Consider the following 17,117-nt stretch of genomic DNA (forward strand, 5'->3'; position numbering starts at 1 on the left):
GTTACCAAGTTATTTCAATTATATTTCCTGCATCTAATTCTTCTTTGATGTTTTGCAGTTCTTCGATAAGAAGATTCAATTCGCTTTGACTAGAAATCGTTTTTGAAAAAGCAGATAAACTTTTTGTAACCTTACTCTTTTCGATTATCGTGGGTTCAGGATTCGGATTTGGAACCGGAGGATCTGGAACTACAACGGGTTCAATTATAATTACAGGTTTAATTTTTGTGTACTCCGTTATTTGCTCACGAACTTCCTTTAAGTTATTAGAAATGGTATAATTGTATTTTAAAATATTTTTAATTCCTTCCAAGCCCTGTTGGTTTTCGATTTTCAAACCTTCCAATCGTGTCGCAATCTCTTTTTGCTGATCCTCTTTTAATCTACTCCAATCTTCAGCGGACTTTATTTGCGAAATCTCTGCAGTGATATTTTCATTTTCAGCAGACAGCAATTTTTGTGAATAATCTGAACACAAGTTTTTAATATTGCTATTTGCTTCTTTTAAATCAGATATTTTGGATACGAAATTAGTATTGTTTGTAATTTGATGTACAATATCGAAATCGTTTTGGGCATTTTCTTTCAAATCTTTTAGAAGGCCGGAATCAGGAAGTTCAGAAATACTCTTTTTTAAATCATTTGCTTCAATAAAAGATTCTTCAATTCCGTTATCAAATCCTTTTTGGACTTCGGCAATCCAAATTAAATTTGTAAATAAATCAGAAACTGGCTTGCCTAATCTGAATGCAGCATCTGAACCTTCGCCTTTCAAAATTTCAGCAATACCGTCCTGTACTTCCTGTGCTTTATCCTGTCCCGGCAAGCCCAAATACTGAAGTTTGGTTTTAACGGAGGAATATTTAGTTTGAAATTCAGGGAAATAATGTCGTACTGCCTCCGCAATTTTGTCTGGAAGAGGGGCAATCACCTTTCCAGTAAGTTGACCTAACCGCTGAATTGATAACGAAACCATTTCGGCAGAAGGCTTTTCATTTGCCTGAAAAGCAGAGATTGCAATTTTACTGAACCCATTTACATTTTTTAAAGCTTCAATTGCTTTGGGTCCAACCACCTTAATATCCTCCCCTGAAATTCTCAATTTAACATCGGAAGCAATAAACATAGCAGAGATTAAAAACCGCGTTGTATCCTTGCTCCAGCCATACGGTGCTGCATCGAAATGCTCCAGCAGTTTACGGCCTTCTACTTGATCCTCTTTAATGATAAATTCTCTGATAGATTTGAGCGATTCCTTATCTAATTCAATACTTCCATCGCCTTTAATCAAATCAAAATGATTAAGAGATGACGGCAAAACTTTTAAATTTGGAAAATTCAATAATTTCTCTGCATCAGAACCTCCAATATTAATAGGAGCCTGAATGTATTTATCGTATACCAAATTAGCAACTTCGCTCAGTTTACTATTGGTACAGTCTCTAAATTTATTCCCATAACTGGTAACAGGCTTATTGCTTCCTCTGAAAACAAATTCACCTTTTTCAAAAGCCTGGACAATAACTCTAGTTACTAGTTCTTTCAAGCGGGAAGCTTCCTGTTTCTGGCTGTTCAGATAATCAGTAATCTCTTTGTCATTATATTTATTTCTCGTACTATAAATCGCTTCATTTTTAACGATTTCCATAATGTTGTCATCAATATTTTTTTCGATTTTACCGATTAGAAATATTTTGGATGACGATGAACTGTCAGTACTGTTTCTGATGAGATCGATCACCAGTTGAGAATATTCAACAGCATTAGAAATAATCACATCCGTTTGAATTTCCTCATTAGGTTCGAGCAGTTTAGATATTTTACCGTTTTGATTTAAGTTAATTCCGGTTCGCACCGTTTTAGTGTTTAAGAGTCTCGCCTGCGGAACGGGAGAGAATATATCTTTGATAATGTCTTCATAAACCTTTCTAATTTCACTAGAAGTTGGCAGGATCTTATTCTTTTCGATCTCAATGTTAATAATAGCATCGGTCATGAATCTTAATTCACCATCGATTTCATTTAGAGTACAACCCGGTGTATTTTTTAATTCATCAACAATCGCTGTAACTTTTTCAATCACAGAATCACTTGTTGCGTTTGGATGCATCAATACTGCTACATTTTTTGTTGACAAATAGAAATCATCTAATAACTGGAGAACTGCTATGGATTTTGCAACTTGCGCATGCTCAGAAGATTCACCATAAAGCGCCGCGATTTTATCGACTGCTCCTACAATATGGCTGTACGATTTTCTAATATCTGCTTTTAAGACATCATAGATATGGTAAGCAGTTGCAAGTTTTCCTAAGTCAAACTCTGCTAATGCTTTATCTTCAGAAGACAGTTTAGCGGTAAGAACATCTTGGATTACTTTAATTGCCGAACGCAAACCTACTCCACCGGTAATCTTAGCTAACCTTCCCAATAATGAAATGATAATTTCAAAATGCTGTGGTAAAAATGGATATAGATTGGTAAATAATTGTTCGTCCAAATCATCTTTACTGTACATGGTTCGCTCGCATTTCTCAAGCTTGGTATAATGACGAAGTTTTTCTCCGTGCGCTTTGTACAACTGCTTAAGTTGATCAGAAGATGTGGGGGATTTTCCTAAAATTCTTTGCGTACAAATTTCTTTAATATCAGAAGCTTCAATTTCAGCTTTAATGGGAAATCGGTCTTTTAACTTATAAAGTTTATCTGAATTTAAACGGGAATTAGGATTATCTTCAGTTAATGTTTGTTGTGCGGTCGCAAGTAACCAGGCCTTTCCACCTCCAATATCTTTCAAATTTTCGAGTGTTCCCTGGAGAGAAAGAATCAAACTTTCTTTAGCAGAAATGTATTGTCCCACTTCATCGACAACAAAAATAATATTTTCTTTACCTGTGATTTTCCGAATTGTTGAAAGCAGCTCTTCTATTTTCTGCTTATCGGTTCGCATGTCATCAACCTTTGTGGTTTTGAATGATTTGTCATCTCTCCAAATTTTCGGATAGAAATTAGCGGCCAATGTCGAAGCAATTCCTTTTGCTTTTAACTGGTCATGCATTTTTATCTCGTGCCAGTCTTCATTATGTTCTGTTTGAATTTCATTAATAAACGTGTCCAATTTACCATCTTTTTGTAGCATTTGCTCCAAATTAGCTAATTGCCCATCTGTAGAATAACCCGCCAATTGATTTACTTTCGCAATTAGCAGTTCCAATATTGGAGGAAGTGTTCCGCCTTTAATTTGTTCTGTAGCACAATCTAACAGAACAACTGCTGGATCATAATTTTCAACAATTCTCTTAAAAAGTTGAGAGGTAGGTATTGAATTAATCCTGTTTGATAAGCGGTCTAAAAATAATTGACCATCAACTGTATAATCTTTCTGAAGCCCATATCCTAAGTATTTAGCAAAAGAACTTTTACCTGAGCCATAAAAACCAGAAACCCAAATTCCTACTTCAGTAGATTTTTCTCCCATTCCATGATGTAAGGCATCCAGAATTTTATCGAAATTGTCTTTAAGTCTGTCCGTAACTACATATTCGGAAATCTCATTTTTAAGATTAAGTTCTGTAGCGTTGCCAAAAGTTACTACCTTTTCTATGGAGCGGTAGATATTTTTATCTGCGCCAAATATTTCTCTAATTTTTGTCATCTTTCTGTCTATTTAAAAATGCTTTGATCTGTAATTTCCATCTTCTGGATAAAATCCTAAGTACTTAAGGGCTGAGCCTGATATTTCCCCCGGATACATTACGATAATGGGAACTTCTACTTTAGTATATATTTCTTGTTCTATTGGTCCAAAACGGCTGTAAGGATGAATTGCTTCAAGATCTGTGATGATCAAGACGCCATCCTTTAAACTCTTTACATTTTCTTGTTTGTCTAAAATTGCATTCTCTAACACTTGCCGCTGTTTCATATTTTCCCCTAAGCTGTTATAGGTTTCTTTCATTTCTTCTTCATCTTCCACCGCATCTTCTCCCGCTGTAATTCTATAATCATCTTCGATAAAAAAATCTTTTAAAACTTCATGTAGAGAAAGTACTATGGGATTAATTCCTTTGTGCTTGGCAATGTCTAACCAGCCTTCATTAAGTTTTCGTTTAACGTGCTGTATTTTTTCCGTTGGAAAAGTGAGGTAGCAGATAGTTTTATCTCCACTGTGATCATGCGCTTTTGGCTGCACCAAATAGTCTAGCAAATCTGTAAATCTTTTATCTATATTCATTTTCTATAAATTCATCCATATTATGGTACTTCCATCCAATTCTTAATATCTCGCCTGAGTGTTGAAAAATGAAAGTTCCTTTAAAAGAAATCTTCTCAATTTCGGTTATAATATCATTTTCTGATAACCCAAATAATTTCCATACTTTATTTTGTACAATTGCACCGTCACTTAGGCCCATAAAGTGAAGTTCGTGGAGCAAATAATTAACAACCATTTGGTTGGGATGATTCATTTTCAAAGTCCCTTCCCTATCAATTAAATCGAAATCCTTTAAACATGAAATGAGATAGGAAGAAACACGCTTGATAATTGAATCACTCCACGCTGGAGCTTTTAAACTTGATATCGCTCTTAAAAGAAAACTCTTTGATGTTTCATTATTAATCTTTTGATTCTGGTTCGACTCACCCAACTCCAAAACAAAATCAAATAATACTTGATTTGCTCTCGCGGTGTACACATAAAAAAGTGATTTTAAACCTTCTAAACTTAATCCGTATTCTCTTAAGTCTTTTAGGTTCTTTACTACTTGATAATCTACATTCCAGTACCGCTGATAAAAGACCAAATTAATAATATCTTTGGTCCTATGCTCTGTTGATTTGTTTAAAATATTGTGGGAAATGCACCTATTTAAGAATGATTCTTTTGAATCGCCCTCTTTATAAAATTCGGTAAGAGTCAAGGTTTCATTTATTAAACCTGTACCCTTAGCCAAATTAGCATTGTATACGTATTTAATCGCAGTCATTAATTTAAATAGGGATGTACTTTATGATGATTTAAAAATGCAGAATAATATTGTGATGCGAATGCCTGAACAATGTCGGAATTTAGCTGATCCGAATTTCCAATATTAATTGGTCCATTGTTAACTTCGACTGTTAAGCCGTCAGATAACTGCTCTAAAATATGTAAAGCTTTTTCATCGCTATTTATCGATTCTTTAATATCGAAAGTGATTTTGTGCAATTGCTCTTCAAGTTCCACGGGGAGTCGAAACAAATGATAATAATTCGCACCTACTTCAGCATCTACAGAAAATTTTATTGAATCTAAAAAAAAGCCAGCATTTTCCTTAGTTGATTTGGGAAATATGTAACCCAAATAATCATTTGCGTGGGGGGCGAAAAATGTACTGTTCCACCATTCCTGTTTTTCAATCATATACCCAACGGCTAAGCGCAGTTCTGTAATTTTATGAAGTAATTCTTCTTTCATTTTTATCGTTTGTTATATCACTTATTACTATGTTAGATTACTGAGATTTTTAATCATTTAAAAATAGCAATATTTAAGTTTTATTCAATATTAAGATGCAATTCTCAAATATAGCGACTATTCCTTTTGATAGCAATTTTTTTATGATATTAAATTTAGGCTACAATCGGCAATAATTTTTTATTTCAACTATATTTTTAGTTTATAAATTTCTATAGTAACACTATAAAATTTCAAGATGAATTCTATATTAAACAACGTTTACTTTAGGTTTGATAAATATCGATATCAAAAGTCCTATCCCCACAATGACATCCACGGTATTCCAAATTTCTCTGCCCAATGCGATTTTGAAAAACGGCTGAAAAAGCAAAGCTAGTCCTATGTAAATAATCATTATTGTTGACTTCCCCTGCTGATTCGCATGAAAAGACAACAAGGCAAAACCGACTAAAGCTAGCATTCTTACCAATTGATAGAATCCGTAAGGCATTGGTAGCAAACATAGAAAAAAGAGAATGGCTAAGAGGATTTTAATAGCGGTAGGTAAATTTAATTTCATTTAAAAAGTAGTTTAAGTTATTTATTTAAAAGAAGTAGTAGAAAGTAAAAATAAGAAAATAGACAATAATAAAAAAGTTCAAATTTGTACAAAATTACCTGTTAAAAATATCTTCATTTAACCTATACTACCATTCTATATTTTTCATGGTCTTAACAAACTCTCCTACCACTTTTTTAATCTCTAAATAACTTTCAGATTTTTCATTTGAATCTTCTTTTAAATAAAGTTTCCTGTTGACTTCGAGCATAATGGATTGTACATTTGGATTTTTTCTATAATATTCAAGTGGAACTATAGAACCTGTGTAAGGCCAGTCGATTCCTAAAGAAAATCCTCTGTCATTAAAAAAAGTTTCTGAAGCCTCCACTAACTTGGGACTGGTGTGAAATAAATCGGTACCAATATTAAAATCAGGCCGGTTCAGATTCTTATCTAAACTTCTTTTAAGTGGAATATGCGGGAATGAATGCCCATCGATAATGAGCGACTGACCGTATTCATCCAATTGATTTTTTACGGCGTTGGTCAATGCATTATGATGAACCCAGTAATAGCCGTTTAGAATTTTCGTTCTTAATTCGGGCGTAATATCACGAATCAGTTTGCCTTCATCGCTTTTTGTGTAAAGCACTCCCATTCCAAACCTGGCCATGACTTCTTGCTCGTCATCTGCAAATCTTTCAGGATCACAAAAAATTCTTGAAAAATTAGCTTTAATGATGATATCATTTTCAGAGTAAAATAAATCATCGGTATACCAGTCAGTAAGTTTTAAAATTTCCTTCTCTAAAAAATCACCGTTAACGGTATAACCTTCGAGAATGGGAATGCGCGTTGAGGAATGCGGAATATGAATAACTGCCTGTTTCATTTTTTGTAGATTATAATATTGATGGATTAGATCTACAAAGCAAACGGCAAGTTGTGCATTTGACCTGCACTTACATGAATTTTACACTGCAGTTTTTTCAGGTGCCTTTAACTGGTTCAGCAGCTCTTCATAAGAAATGAAAAAAAAATTAATGTTCTCAATAAACTTTAAAAGGTGCGAAAAATCGTAAATAAGTTGCCCCTCATCTGATTCACTAATGGAGGTGAAATGACGGTTGTGAGCGATATAATTCCTTAGTTTTGTTAAGGATTTTGGTGAGAATATATTTTCATCCAGAATATTTTGATCTATTGCAAATGACAAAATATCGGAGAAGTAAAAAGTTTGAAATGGGAAAACACTTTTTCTTTCCCGCTCTTTCAATGATTTGTGTTTTTCATCCAGAGGAAAATAAGACTTAAACTTGTTTGTCCAGTAATCTGAATCGATGTCATTATCATTGACTTCAATATCTCTTTGATGACCTAACCACGAAAGGAAATCCTCATTGGTCAACTTTTCGCGTATAAGTAGGGTTCTCAAGTTATTTTCAAACTTAAAAAAAGCACGGTACAACTCTACTGCTACAAATTCGTTATTATAATCAACAATATGAACCACACCAACAATTTTTTCATTTTCAGTAACAAACTTAATTTCATGTTCATTCACCTTTCTGAATTTTTCCAAAGTAGTCTCTTCAAAAAGCAAATCTTCCGGTGAAAGGCACATATGATGATGCAGCTCTATTTCTGCAAATACATTCTTAATGAGTCTGTACACTTTTTTCCGGTCTTTCGATGGTAAATAAGAAATAGAATTCCTGTGGCAAAACTGGACAAGTCCTTCAACATCGCTGTCATCATAGAAAATTAATTCTTTTACAGCAATATCATTAATGGTGGCATTTTTCAGAGAAGTAATCATCGGTCTATTTTATAAAATCAAATTTAAAAACTTTTAATTGAATTTCACTGTGCAGATAAAATGCATATATCGTGTTTTACTTTGCAATAGAAATCAACGAAACAAATCATCAGGAGAGTCCCGAACAAAGTCACGGGAACACCAACCGAGAGTTAAGCCTCCACGGTGGTATAGAATGAGGGCGACCTGCCAAATATAAAAGGTTACTACAATCATTTTCCTTACTGATGATTTGATGTTTGTTTAAAAATTACAATCATATGGAAACTACTTTTGTACAATGGGCGATGGGTCAATTTTTGATCGTCAATGTAAAAATTCCAGAAAAATATTATGTGGAAATCGAGGTCATTTATCCCTATCCAGGAATAAAAGGAGAATACTTTACAGATGCCGATGACTTGCACGATGAAAATAATTTCTGGATTATAAGGAACCTTATCTTTAGAGTATCACAAGGTTACTTCTACTTTTCACGTTTTGCCAGCGATAGTCTTCATGATAAAGCCAAATTTCTGAACCATGAGTCAACCGAAAGATGTTATCATAGATTCGTTTGGAAAAGTATTGATGAGGAAGTCAGATTTGAATGGTGGGCTGATGATGATATGAAATTCTTCAGTAAACGAACCATCGAAAATATCACTCTTTCCTTAAAGCATTTCATTTTAACGAAACAATCATCTATTGCTGACATTTATGAATATGAAGACCGTGATATCACGCTCCGAAAGATGAGAAATCTAATAACTGAACAAAATTGTGATCATGTTTATATATATATCTATGTGATGGCAGAAATGACACCGAAATAAAAAATTATCATAAAAAAATACAGCGCGAGAAAAATGTGGATTTCGCACAGCAGCTTGAGATTGCCATTACGGAATCTTCATATTCTTATCCCTGCCTATCCCTTACCACTGAATCAAAGTTATTACGCCAAGAATTTGAAAAGTTTACTGATGTAGAAAAGGAATTTTATCTTTCCAGGCATCATGTAAAAGGGAAATGGTTGCCTTATAATGACCTTGCAAAGGAGTGGTTTGACTCCAAAAATGGAATAAATACTAAGACTGCCCGCCAAGAATAATTTTCTTCATCCAAATAAGATTATTTACTATTTAATTCTATAAAAAATAAACTGTGCAGATAGAATGCATATATCATGTTTTACTTTGCAATAGAAATCAACGAAACAAATCATCAGGAGATTCTGCAAATGCGGGACACCAACCGAGAGTTAACCCTCCGCGGTGGTATAGAATGAGGGCGACCTGCCAAAATAAAAGGTTATATCCCAACAATTTCAGCCAAAACCTCCTGTTCATTATTTCGATTTTAAAATTAAAATCCTATGAGAAACAGTATTATCTATTTTGAAAACAACGACAGAATCGTCGTAGGTAATATTTCCATCAGCATGCCGACTTTGGTGGAATTACAAATACTCTCACCTTTTAATGGTTTAGTGCTACAACGAATACCGGAAGATTCAAAAGAATTTAATGACGAAGAACAGAATTCTGCAGGTCAGGATTTGATTCAGAAATGTTTTGAAATTTCAGCGATTATTCAAGAGCATAATAAAATCATCAGAAAAGATTTTCTGCAACTGCTGACCAATCTGGAAAACTTTAATAATGGCAAAAGCGAAATCTACATTCGTAATAGAGATGAACTTTTAGGCGTTTTTATGCGGGCTCATTTTCCTGATTTTAATGACGGAGAAAATTCTAATATCAACTTTAGCGAAGGCATCTTTACTTTTCTTTCCCAATATTTCATCAGCAATGGTAAATGTGCAGATCTGGAAATCACTACAACTTTTACGACTAATCCCAAACCACCTTGTTTTAGTGATCTTGAACAGCAACTGAAAGAATATCTGGCGAAACCTTTTGAAGAGAAACTCTTTCTTCTTGCACAACAAAGTATGAATAAAAGAAAAGGCCATTACGACTGGTTTCTGATGCAGGAATTTATCGAAAATAATGAAAACCATATTCAAGATTAAAATACAATAACTAAAAAAACCCAACTGATATGTGTGTTATTTACCAATTTTCGCGTGAAGAAAATAATATTATTTTTAATATTGAAAATTACATTGAACATCACTTTTATGGTGAAATTATCTTTCCATTTCCCAACATCAAGTTCTATTATTTTACTGAAGAGCATTATTTCCTTCCATACAATATTGAAGAACATGTAAAGGAATATGTAGGAAATCTGATCTCTATTTTAGAAGATATTGCAATAAATATCGAATATATAAAAGAAATTTCTGCAAAATTTTGCCAGTATAACAAGCATTCTGAAGATGGAAAAAATAATATTCGAAGAATTGTAATAGATCCATTTATTGAAAACACGATCAATAAATTTCCTTTCCAAAATGTAGGACTTACATTCAAGCAAAGTCTCGCGGAAGCAATATTTAAAGTTCTTATAAAAAATCCTTACTACAGCATAAGAAATAAAGAAATTCAACACGAAGATATATTTGAAGATATTTTGAGTGAATATAAATACATCATTAATTTAGATGGAGAAGAGAATTGGAGCATTTATCCTAAACTGCACGAAAGGTTTTTTGAAGAAATGGGAGAAGATTGCAAATTGCTAAAAATGCTTCAAACGAATCACAAAAACACCAGAATTCCTGATGAATATTTGGAACAAAGTGGGATCGATGAGTATCTCAACAAGGAAGACGGTAAACTTCCATTATTTATAGGGACACAATTTGGTATTTCACCGAAAATCATACCCGAACTGATAAAAAGAATGGAGGGACAGAAAGTTGTTTTTCTAAATAAATCACAATTATCCGGATATGAACATTCTATGGATTTAAAACTGATTAAGAATGGCGAATTTAAAACACTTAAGAAAATTACAAGAGAACAAATTGAAAATATAAACTATGAGTTGTAATGCGGTAAAGAATAGTGAATATCACTCAAATAAGGAAGGTGAAGACAACAGTCACTTATACGAAATGATATCCGAGGGACAAACAATACTATTTAGAATTGATGAGTACTCACCCCATTTTTTTCAGGGTAAAATCCTCTATCCTTTCACTTTTAAGTTCGATAGTTATTCAGAACAAACATACCATTTTTTGAATTTTAAAGACAGATTAATAGTCTTTGTCAACAAAATGATTTCTTCGCTCAACGAAATATATAACTCCTTAGAAGTATTAAAGAAAGATTACGGGATTTTTTGTTTTTACAATAATGATTTGGAAAAAAGCAAAGAAGTTATTAAGCAGTATTTAATCGAAAGATTCAAATGGGTTAACACTTGTTCTTTTACGCACAAAAATCTAGGAGACACCTTTCTTCACAGCGTTTTGGATTCATTATATGAATATCTCATTGACGAACAACAATTTAAATTTAAGAGGGACCATTCGGAATTTGAAGTGACCGTAAGCAATTTTGTTACGCAACACAGCAATATTTCATTTATAAATCCGGACTTCAGTACAATCTTCGGTCACACTTTGGTTCATGAATTTTACAAAGAGTCAGGTTGTAAAAACATAATATTTAAAACAATTGAATCTACCTGGAATCTGGTAGCAGAAGAATACACTGAAAAATGCACAATCGATGAATATATGCTTGAAGAAGAAAATAAACTGCCCCTAATTATAAGCAGTATGAATTATCCATCGCCGAAATTAACTGATGATTTTGTGGAATTAATGGAAGGACGTGAAGTTGCACTTTACATCATTTCTGGTGTTGATCGTATTGCGGATACGCTGCAGTTGTGTAGAATAATAGATGGTGAATTTATGTTGATTAAAAGAAAATAATTAATCATCAATTTTAAAATTAAGACAACGGTTTAATCTAATCTAAAAACATTGAAAAAGATATGGCAACTAAAACAATAGGTCAGGTTTATAAGCAAAATGTAGAAATTTCTCCAAAAGAATATCTTGAAGTTTATGCAGTTGATGAATCTTCACATGAAGATTTCATTGATCTTAAACTTTTATTTCCGTACCAGGATTACGGTTCAGAATTCTTTGTTGAGGGAGGTTTCGATGCAGAAGAAAGAGTGAAAGTCATCCGAGACATGATGGAAGGATTGGTTCTGGGTTTAGATGTTTTAGACAGAGGTCGGGAAAGTTTTAATTTTAAATTCCACTATGAATCAGATCTTAATAAAACCACCAATGAGACCGGTCGAATTCTGCTTCACGAACAATATCTTACCCGAATTAACAAAGCAATGTGTTTAAATATTTTACCTGAATATATTAGTAAAAGTTTATTACAGAAAAACAGAGAAATTGCAGTTGAATTATTGCATAAAAATCAAATTCCTAATAAAAGTAAATTTGGTAAAGATGCTTTCAGATTTATTATTTCAAAGATGACAGATAAAATAATTACGTTGGTTTAAAGCGTAATCAAAAACAAACATATAATGATAAAACAGGAACAACTTTGGAAGCATCGTCTGGCTGCACAAACCGATGAAGAACTTATCAAAAGTTTCAACAAGGAAGTGTGTAATCCTGGTTGGACAACTGCACGTGGAACCTACCTTCATCTGATGAGAAACGAATTTAGGAACAGAAGTTTCGATAGCAGTTTAATCATCAACGAAAACACTTTTAAACTTGCTAAAAAAATCGTTATACGGAATAATATTGTTGTCTATAGAGAGGATTTATAATAGTGGCATTTGAAATTTTAAAAAGCAAGTTTACCATTAAAAATAACAGAGAATGTTGTCGGGATTCAACTAGTATAAAGGTTAATAATAACTCCTAATCTATTTTTATAAAATCAATAATCTCCAAAATTTTTTGTGAGGGCATGTTTTATTTAGCTCTATTAGATATTTGGATTTGCAATACGTTTGTAATGAAGGCACAAAGACACTAATTTTTGTTTTAAAATATTGCGTAAGGCAAGTTTTAGATAATATAAAATTAATTTCTACCTGTAATTTGTATTAATACGTCTACATCCATATGATTTGCGTTAACCGTGCGCCAATTATATGATTTAGTTTACCACTGCAAATTCAAACCAAATAGGAATATGATCCGAGATTTTTCTAGCATCCTCCAGCGAATTGAAATTTTTGTAAAAGTGAATAACTCCTGAATTGAGATGTTTGATTTTAGCCGCATTGAAATACATATTATCAAATTCTGAGGCTAAACATAAATCCTCTCGACATTCCTTTTTCAATGATGTTTTTTGGTTCATTAATATCGATCGATAACCCATCTTCTTTAAAGGATTGAAAACCGTATGTGATTGCGGACAATTGAAATCACCCGCAAAAATCAAGTTTAAGTTAGGATATTCATGGGGCAAAAACTTAAAGTACTTAATTTCAGTTTCCGGTTGTCTATTTTTAGTAATCGCATGAAAATTAACTACAGTGAACTGTTTGCCCTCATATTGAAAAGTACAGAAGTAGGGCTCTCTATCAATCTCTAAATGGAATTTTCGTTCAAGCCAAGCTTTTCCTATTTTCTTGACTTTACTTGTTTTCCAGATAAACGCATAGCGTTCCGTTTTGTAGGCGCTGCTACTCGTTGGGTCACTAATGGTATAATCCCATTTAGCTCCTTTACGATTCAATTCATCTGCTAATCTAGCCACTGTTTGCGCTCCACCATAACCCGCTACAACTTCCTGTATAGCTATAATATCATAGTTTTTTACGGTTTCGGCAACATAAGTGATCGTAAAATCTGATTTTGATTTGCCTAGGTTTTCGATGTTCCAAGAGAGGAGTTTGATTTGGGCGTTAAGGATTGTTATAAAAAATAGAAAGCAGATTGAAATAGCAATTTTCATTAATCAATTATTTTTTGTAGTTGCTCATTTAGTCTTAAAAACTCGGAAATTATAAAAACAAAATCTTCGATTAGCGTTAAAGCAGTTTACGTCTTTGCTGACGATTAATAATACACTATAAATTAAACCTCGCAATATCCTCAACATTTTCAATAGCCGCTACCTGAATTGCCACATATTTCTTCTTGTTGTCGCTTCTGAAAGTTAAAATTGGATTTATCGCCGCATCCCTATGTCTTGCAAACTCGCTAAGCTTAGAATCTTCATTACTTGAAATTTTTTCGTGAATAACATAGTTTTGAATATTGATTGAGTTTGCGGTCTGCTTTATATTACAAAAAGGCATCGACACGTTTTGAATATTTCTTATTGTACTTTGGAGAACAGGAGCAGGTTCTAAATATGGATATTCTACTCTGTTTTGAATGTAGTCTACAATACTCATTTCTAAAATCCCGTCGATATTTTCAGAGATATTTAGAAAATAATTTTTATATAAATCATTGTAAACCTGGTCAACATTATCGGAAGCCGGATCGTAGTCTCTGTGGAAAATAGTGGAGAAATTGATTAAGTTTCTTAGAAATTCAGATTTATTCATTTCCAAATAATGAAGCAGCGGCTCTTTTTTAATAACATTAATTACAAAATCAGGAGAATTGTATTCAATTTTATCAAGCTTTTTCTTACTCTCTATTTGCCATTCTTTAATTCTGGTGTAGTAGTTCGATATCGCTTTATATCTTCTAACTAAATTTTGCCTCATGCCATCGAAGGCTTCAAATAAATTATCTGCAGCTTCAAATGCGTACCTATCTTGCTCGCCAAATCTTGGTGTTGCAGTTACAGGTACGGGATTTTCTGATACCGTTTTTTTTCTGAATAATTGTACAACTCCGATTAATATTATAATTACGCCGAGTCCTATTGCAATTAGCAATCCCGTATGTCCAAGATCTTTCTTTAAAGCTATTGCTGCTCTTATAAAGGTTGTTCCAATGACCATTATTAGAAGCCCCCACATTTTATTTTGAGGCTTTTTTATTACAATAGGTTCTTGTACTGAAACGTTAGGCGTCGCTACCATTAATTGGTCTAGTAATCTCCTTCTGAATATTGGATCTTTTATTTGTTCAGAGTTTCTTTCATTTTGAAAAGCTAAATCATCATAAGCTATCTTCACTTCCTTTAATTCTCTTTTCTTAGCTCTCAATTGATATTCGACGATTAATTTTCTTCTTATAGTTGCATCTTTTAAAAATGAAAAGTTTGAATTTTCATCATAGGTGAATTTTTCATAAGACAGATCTACTATTTCGGTAATTACAAAGGCTTCATGGCAGAATTTTGGATTTGCTATATAATCGTATGGAGCGTAGCCATATCCTCTATCACCAAATTCTTCACCCCAACTATTTCGTATTTTAAAGAGTTTCTCTTCGTCATTATAACCAACAACAAGTAAAGCATGATTACCATGTTGTTCATATTCTGCTTCATTAATCAAAGGGAAAGGAATAATTCCCGAGGCATCTTGAGGGTAAAAGGATTCAAAAATTTTCAGACCAATAATAACCGGATGCCCATTGGCAATAGCATGTTTGAAATCTGTTTCGGTGATGTTAATTCGACTGGCTTTACTGACTACTTGATGCTTAGCTTCTGAGTAAGCATCGTCTGTTGGTAGTTGGCTGAAAGATTCAGTATCGTATGGATACATTTTAGTATAACAGGCACCTTTTTCTTTTACAGCATGGATGGCATTAACAAGGGTAGCTCCACTATCATTATTTATATTTCCATTGAGTTCTCTGGAATTATAATAAATAAAAAGTTCACTGATGTTAACATTTTTTCTATTTCTCTGTGCAAAAAATTCGTATACCGTTGAGATCGGAAAGGCTGTACAACTCTTTAGGTCTCCTTGATTTTTAACGGCAGATAAATACATCGACAAATCAAGACTAGTCGGAATATTTTCATCTGGATAGGTATAAAATTCATCGCTGGGATTGATCGGCGAAGGAATATAACCCGATGCATTAATTCTTTTTCCATCTAAACTAAAGGTTCCATTTTTAAATGATACATTTAAATTCCTGTATATTTCATTAGAAGTTTCTTCTAAATCGCGAAGAATTCTCTCTTCTCTTTTTATTCCCTGCGATAATTCAGTAATTGAATTTTTACGTGCTTTTTGTTCAGGATATTTGACACGATCATTTTCTTCTAAATATTTATTAAAATAATTAATAACATCAAATTCCAGATCATTAATATCTAGGCGCTCACCAGACCAATTTATACCTTCCAGTTTGTTATCATCTTCACCCAATAAGTGTGCGAGTAAAGTTTTAGATTCACCAACTTTATACTCCTCATTAGTAATGAACTGTTCTAAAGTACCCTTGAAATCACTAATATATTTTTTAGAGTTTAATGTTAACTCTCCACTATTATTTGAAGTATAAGGAAATGCCTCCAAGAATCGGGTGAAAAAGTTCTGATGGCTCTCAATAAATGGATTGCACTTCCGGTATAAATCTCTCAGTACAACGGCATCTTCGTCAAGAATTCCTTCATCTTCAAATTTATACTGTAAAATGGTGTGTTGAATCACATTTCGAAAAAGTACTTCGTTGAAATGAATAACTCCTACTCCAAAAATTTTTGATTTTCTCAGTATCGCACCTGATCTTTCTTTTAGCATTTCAAAAACGATAAATTCAGCAAGTGCAAAAGCCAACCATTCTGTATTTAAGTTTAAAATGACTTGACCAACATTTCGATCATCTAAATAATAAATATCTGTGAGTATCGAATCGTATTCTTGCGTCATTTCCGTTATGGAAATCAATTCTTGTTGTACACCTGAATAGTTTGATGATTTAGTGTTGTCTAATTCATACAAAATCACAAAAAGTTTAACATCAACTCCTGAAATTTGTTCGCTATCTTTTAAAATTCTTATGGCTTCCAAAAGCAGTTTTAACTGAGATGTGGCTTCTTTATCACAAATTGAAAAAATAATATTGACATCAATTGAACTACCAACGGTTTCATTTATTAAATTACTTAATCTTCGTACTTCACCATATAATTCCACGTCAAACCAAACTTTAGTGTCATCATTATGCGATGGAACAAATTGATCTTGTGAAAGAGTGAAAAGTTTGTGACCTGTATCGCCCGACTCCATGGCCGCATTAAGGATATGATTGTTGTAAAAATCAGGTTCATGATTTTTATAATGCAGATTAATTTTATCTACAAGTCGTTTCCCTTGTCGATTAATACCAATATTGATGGATGAAGAAGGCATAAATTAAATGTTAAATTGAAACTTAGGTAGAAAAATGTGGTCTATGTAAAAAGTGATTTTCCGTTCAACAAGAATCAAATAAAGAATTTGACCAATGGTGAACGGATTAATCACAATACAAA

The 17,117-nt window shown here is 33.0% G+C and carries 16 protein-coding genes and 2 riboswitches; of the genes, 7 read left to right on the plus strand and 9 right to left on the minus strand.

Annotated features, from left to right (window positions below):
- Position 1 precedes the first annotated feature (1 nt).
- The 7 genes from brxC to Q73A0000_RS05135 all read right to left on the minus strand — a co-directional run bounded on the left by brxC (position 2) and on the right by Q73A0000_RS05135 (position 7,821).
- Positions 2 to 3,655, minus strand: a complete 3,654-nt coding sequence (gene brxC / locus Q73A0000_RS05105) for a BREX system P-loop protein BrxC (RefSeq protein WP_193813001.1) — start codon at positions 3,653 to 3,655, stop codon at positions 2 to 4.
- Between the two features lie 12 nt (positions 3,656 to 3,667).
- Complete coding sequence (locus Q73A0000_RS05110; protein WP_193813002.1) at positions 3,668 to 4,234, minus strand: BREX protein BrxB domain-containing protein; 567 nt, start codon at positions 4,232 to 4,234, stop codon at positions 3,668 to 3,670.
- Complete coding sequence (locus Q73A0000_RS05115) at positions 4,221 to 4,988, minus strand: BrxA family protein (RefSeq protein WP_193813003.1); 768 nt, start codon at positions 4,986 to 4,988, stop codon at positions 4,221 to 4,223. Before Q73A0000_RS05115 ends, Q73A0000_RS05110 begins: the two co-directional genes overlap by 14 nt.
- Entirely contained in the window at positions 4,988 to 5,458 is a 471-nt protein-coding gene (locus tag Q73A0000_RS05120) for a BrxE family protein (protein ID WP_193813004.1), read from the minus strand. Before Q73A0000_RS05120 ends, Q73A0000_RS05115 begins: the two co-directional genes overlap by 1 nt.
- A gap of 250 nt (positions 5,459 to 5,708) precedes the next feature.
- The gene (locus tag Q73A0000_RS05125; protein WP_193813005.1) at positions 5,709 to 6,020 is read right to left on the minus strand and encodes a DUF6804 family protein; all 312 of its coding nucleotides are present in this window, start codon (positions 6,018 to 6,020) and stop codon (positions 5,709 to 5,711) included.
- A gap of 127 nt (positions 6,021 to 6,147) precedes the next feature.
- Positions 6,148 to 6,894, minus strand: coding sequence for an N-formylglutamate amidohydrolase (locus tag Q73A0000_RS05130; RefSeq protein ID WP_193813006.1), 747 nt, complete (start codon positions 6,892 to 6,894; stop codon positions 6,148 to 6,150).
- An 81-nt stretch (positions 6,895 to 6,975) separates the two neighbouring features.
- Positions 6,976 to 7,821 (minus strand): hypothetical protein, encoded by an 846-nt coding sequence (locus tag Q73A0000_RS05135; RefSeq protein ID WP_193813007.1) that lies wholly within the window; start codon positions 7,819 to 7,821, stop codon positions 6,976 to 6,978.
- 101 nt (positions 7,822 to 7,922) lie between these two features.
- Positions 7,923 to 8,028: riboswitch (SAM-I-IV-variant riboswitch) on the plus strand.
- A 53-nt stretch (positions 8,029 to 8,081) separates the two neighbouring features.
- Between Q73A0000_RS05135 and Q73A0000_RS05140 the strand changes: the two genes are divergently transcribed.
- The 7 genes from Q73A0000_RS05140 (at position 8,082) to Q73A0000_RS05170 (ending at position 12,531) form a co-directional block, all read left to right on the plus strand.
- Positions 8,082 to 8,636: a hypothetical protein gene (locus Q73A0000_RS05140; RefSeq protein ID WP_193813008.1), complete on the plus strand. Its 555-nt coding sequence runs from the start codon at positions 8,082 to 8,084 to the stop codon at positions 8,634 to 8,636.
- A 35-nt stretch (positions 8,637 to 8,671) separates the two neighbouring features.
- A complete protein-coding gene (locus Q73A0000_RS05145) occupies positions 8,672 to 8,914 on the plus strand; it encodes a hypothetical protein (RefSeq protein WP_193813009.1) in 243 nt (80 codons plus the stop codon).
- Between the two features lie 105 nt (positions 8,915 to 9,019).
- A riboswitch (SAM-I-IV-variant riboswitch) is annotated at positions 9,020 to 9,119 on the plus strand.
- Positions 9,120 to 9,178: 59 nt separating this feature from the next.
- Positions 9,179 to 9,838, plus strand: a complete 660-nt coding sequence (locus Q73A0000_RS05150) for a hypothetical protein (protein ID WP_193813010.1) — start codon at positions 9,179 to 9,181, stop codon at positions 9,836 to 9,838.
- Between the two features lie 29 nt (positions 9,839 to 9,867).
- On the plus strand, positions 9,868 to 10,764 hold the full coding sequence (locus tag Q73A0000_RS05155; RefSeq protein WP_193813011.1) for a hypothetical protein: 897 nt from the start codon (positions 9,868 to 9,870) through the stop codon (positions 10,762 to 10,764).
- A complete protein-coding gene (locus Q73A0000_RS05160; RefSeq protein ID WP_193813012.1) occupies positions 10,754 to 11,659 on the plus strand; it encodes a hypothetical protein in 906 nt (301 codons plus the stop codon). Before Q73A0000_RS05155 ends, Q73A0000_RS05160 begins: the two co-directional genes overlap by 11 nt.
- 62 nt (positions 11,660 to 11,721) lie before the next feature.
- Positions 11,722 to 12,255 (plus strand): hypothetical protein, encoded by a 534-nt coding sequence (locus Q73A0000_RS05165; RefSeq protein ID WP_193813013.1) that lies wholly within the window; start codon positions 11,722 to 11,724, stop codon positions 12,253 to 12,255.
- Between the two features lie 24 nt (positions 12,256 to 12,279).
- Entirely contained in the window at positions 12,280 to 12,531 is a 252-nt protein-coding gene (locus tag Q73A0000_RS05170) for a hypothetical protein (RefSeq protein ID WP_193813014.1), read from the plus strand.
- 335 nt (positions 12,532 to 12,866) lie between these two features.
- Here Q73A0000_RS05170 and Q73A0000_RS05175 read toward each other — a convergent pair whose 3' ends face one another.
- Complete coding sequence (locus Q73A0000_RS05175; protein WP_193813015.1) at positions 12,867 to 13,673, minus strand: endonuclease/exonuclease/phosphatase family protein; 807 nt, start codon at positions 13,671 to 13,673, stop codon at positions 12,867 to 12,869.
- 115 nt (positions 13,674 to 13,788) lie between these two features.
- Positions 13,789 to 16,995, minus strand: a complete 3,207-nt coding sequence (locus Q73A0000_RS05180; protein WP_193813016.1) for a C1 family peptidase — start codon at positions 16,993 to 16,995, stop codon at positions 13,789 to 13,791.
- Positions 16,996 to 17,117 lie beyond the last annotated feature (122 nt).

The organism is Kaistella flava (ex Peng et al. 2021) (assembly GCF_015191005.1).
Taxonomy (GTDB): Bacteria; Bacteroidota; Bacteroidia; order Flavobacteriales; family Weeksellaceae; genus Kaistella; species Kaistella flava.

Coding starts and splice junctions, on each gene's coding strand:
- brxC (WP_193813001.1), bottom strand. CDS start 3,655: ATGACAAAAATTAGAGAAATATTTGGCGCAGATAAAAATATCTACCGC.
- Q73A0000_RS05110 (WP_193813002.1), bottom strand. CDS start 4,234: ATGAATATAGATAAAAGATTTACAGATTTGCTAGACTATTTGGTGCAG.
- Q73A0000_RS05115 (WP_193813003.1), bottom strand. CDS start 4,988: ATGACTGCGATTAAATACGTATACAATGCTAATTTGGCTAAGGGTACA.
- Q73A0000_RS05120 (WP_193813004.1), bottom strand. CDS start 5,458: ATGAAAGAAGAATTACTTCATAAAATTACAGAACTGCGCTTAGCCGTT.
- Q73A0000_RS05125 (WP_193813005.1), bottom strand. CDS start 6,020: ATGAAATTAAATTTACCTACCGCTATTAAAATCCTCTTAGCCATTCTC.
- Q73A0000_RS05130 (WP_193813006.1), bottom strand. CDS start 6,894: ATGAAACAGGCAGTTATTCATATTCCGCATTCCTCAACGCGCATTCCC.
- Q73A0000_RS05135 (WP_193813007.1), bottom strand. CDS start 7,821: ATGATTACTTCTCTGAAAAATGCCACCATTAATGATATTGCTGTAAAA.
- Q73A0000_RS05140 (WP_193813008.1), top strand. CDS start 8,082: ATGGAAACTACTTTTGTACAATGGGCGATGGGTCAATTTTTGATCGTC.
- Q73A0000_RS05150 (WP_193813010.1), top strand. CDS start 9,179: ATGAGAAACAGTATTATCTATTTTGAAAACAACGACAGAATCGTCGTA.
- Q73A0000_RS05155 (WP_193813011.1), top strand. CDS start 9,868: ATGTGTGTTATTTACCAATTTTCGCGTGAAGAAAATAATATTATTTTT.
- Q73A0000_RS05160 (WP_193813012.1), top strand. CDS start 10,754: ATGAGTTGTAATGCGGTAAAGAATAGTGAATATCACTCAAATAAGGAA.
- Q73A0000_RS05165 (WP_193813013.1), top strand. CDS start 11,722: ATGGCAACTAAAACAATAGGTCAGGTTTATAAGCAAAATGTAGAAATT.
- Q73A0000_RS05170 (WP_193813014.1), top strand. CDS start 12,280: ATGATAAAACAGGAACAACTTTGGAAGCATCGTCTGGCTGCACAAACC.
- Q73A0000_RS05175 (WP_193813015.1), bottom strand. CDS start 13,673: ATGAAAATTGCTATTTCAATCTGCTTTCTATTTTTTATAACAATCCTT.
- Q73A0000_RS05180 (WP_193813016.1), bottom strand. CDS start 16,995: ATGCCTTCTTCATCCATCAATATTGGTATTAATCGACAAGGGAAACGA.